Source organism: Promineifilum sp. (SeqCode) (assembly GCF_041918635.1).
Classification (GTDB): Bacteria; Chloroflexota; Anaerolineae; order Promineifilales; family Promineifilaceae; genus Promineifilum.
The window spans coordinates 1-1,609 of the sequence record NZ_JAYRVJ010000391.1; the positions used below are offsets into that span (position 1 = coordinate 1).

The window sequence follows — 1,609 nt, forward strand, 5'->3', positions numbered from 1 at the left end:
AGCCGGAATGATACGCCATTTTCAACGTTACGTCAGCGGCGGCTTCAGGTCAAGGGGGACCGGCCTGGGCCGGCCAGGCGAAGGGAGGGCGGCGCTGAGCAAGCGCCGCCAATGGGCGACAAAGGCAGGCTCGCCGCGAGAGGCGACTGCGTTTTGCCATGCGCCAACCCGGGCCGTGGGTGCCGTGGGTTGGCGCTACAGAACAGATGGCGCGCCTAGGCCGCGCGTTGCATCACCGCGAACGCTTCCGGCGGCAGCACGGCCATCACGTGGGTGATATGGTCGTCCTTGACCGACAGCGTCATCGAGGTGTAGCGCAATTCCGATGCGCCGCTGGCGCTCAACCAGTCGTTGGTCTCGAAGGCGCGGAAAGTCACCTCGCCGTCGGCCTCGACCAGGTCGCCGGCGCGGAGATGGTCGTGGACGGCCGCCTCCCACTCCTCAGTCAGCCTGATCTCCGGTTTGCCGCAGCGCACGAAACGGCCAACCACCTCATAGTGCGCGTCATTGGCGAACAGGTCGAGCACACCCTCAACATCGTGCGCGTTGTGACGCTCCAAATACAGACGGACTACCTCTTTGGGTTTCACGGGCTCACCTCCACTTGTCATGATAATGGATGGCGCGGATTTGCGCAATCGGCAGATAGTCCCAGTGTGAGAAGTAGGACGCCGGTGAACGCCGGATTTTTTGCGCTGATTGGGGCCTTTTCACTGGCTGTTTGTTACAGTGAACGGGGCTGATACAATACCGGACTCTGGAGATGCTAACGCGGAGAGAAACGAAGATGAGATTATCGGAATTTCTGGAAGACTACGGCGGCTGGCTGGCTTTCATCATCGCCCTGGTGGCGACGGCAGGCAGCCTGTACTATAGCGAGGTGGCCGGCTTTATCCCCTGTCGCCTGTGCTGGTACCAGCGCATTCTGATGTACCCGCTGGTGGTCGTTACGTTCGTCGGCGCGTTGAAGCGCGATGACTTTCTGCCCAGCTATGTCCTGCCCCTCTCCATCATCGGTATGTTGGTATCCGGCTATCACTATCTGCTGGAAAAGGGCGTATTCCCCCCCTCGACGAGCTGCGCCATTGACGTGCCCTGCAACATCAGCTACGTCAATTACCTGGGCTTCATCACCATCGCCCTGATGGCCTTCACCGCCTTCACGCTGATCACCCTGATCATGATCGGGATGCGGCTGGCCTATCGGCGAGACGCGGCGGGGCAGCTGCCCATCCCGGCCGACTTATGACGCGCTTCCTCGATCGTCGGTGGTGCGTAGCCGTGGTGGCCTTCCTGCTGGCCGCCTGCGGCGGGGGTCAGAGCGAGCCGGTCGACCTGGGCGACCCGGCCTCGCTCGGCCAGCGCACATTCGTTCAGTGGTGCGCCCCTTGCCATGGCGCGGAAGGGGAGGGGCACATCAATCAGCTAGAGGCGCCGGCGCTCAACGCCGCTGGCGACAGCTACTTATTGACCGACGCCCAGATTCTCGACGGCATCGTCAAGGGCGGATCTGAGCAGGACGGCAGCATGACGCCGCTGGGCGAGTTCCTGCTGGAGGAACAGGAGATGGCCGTTCTCTACTACGTCCACACGCTCTGGACAGATGAGC

The 1,609-nt window shown here is 62.2% G+C and carries 3 protein-coding genes; 2 read left to right on the plus strand and 1 reads right to left on the minus strand.

Translation table 11 applies throughout. The features are described from left to right. Positions 1-215: 215 nt before the first annotated feature. Positions 216-590 (minus strand): nuclear transport factor 2 family protein, encoded by a 375-nt coding sequence (locus tag ACE3UY_RS12185; RefSeq protein WP_374687789.1) that lies wholly within the window; start codon positions 588-590, stop codon positions 216-218. Between the two features lie 197 nt (positions 591-787). Between ACE3UY_RS12185 and ACE3UY_RS12190 the strand changes: the two genes are divergently transcribed. Both ACE3UY_RS12190 and ACE3UY_RS12195 read left to right on the plus strand, forming a co-directional pair. Continuing rightward, positions 788-1,249 carry a disulfide oxidoreductase gene (locus tag ACE3UY_RS12190; protein ID WP_374687790.1) on the plus strand — a complete coding sequence of 154 codons (462 nt, stop codon included), beginning with the start codon at positions 788-790 and terminating at the stop codon, positions 1,247-1,249. After that, on the plus strand, positions 1,246-1,609 hold a 364-nt coding region (locus tag ACE3UY_RS12195; protein WP_374687791.1), incomplete at its 3' end, for a cytochrome c. The genes ACE3UY_RS12190 and ACE3UY_RS12195, both read left to right, overlap by 4 nt.

Excerpts from the sequence above, each read along its gene's own strand:
- ACE3UY_RS12190 (WP_374687790.1), top strand. The coding sequence starts at position 788 with ATGAGATTATCGGAATTTCTGGAAGACTACGGCGGCTGGCTGGCTTTC.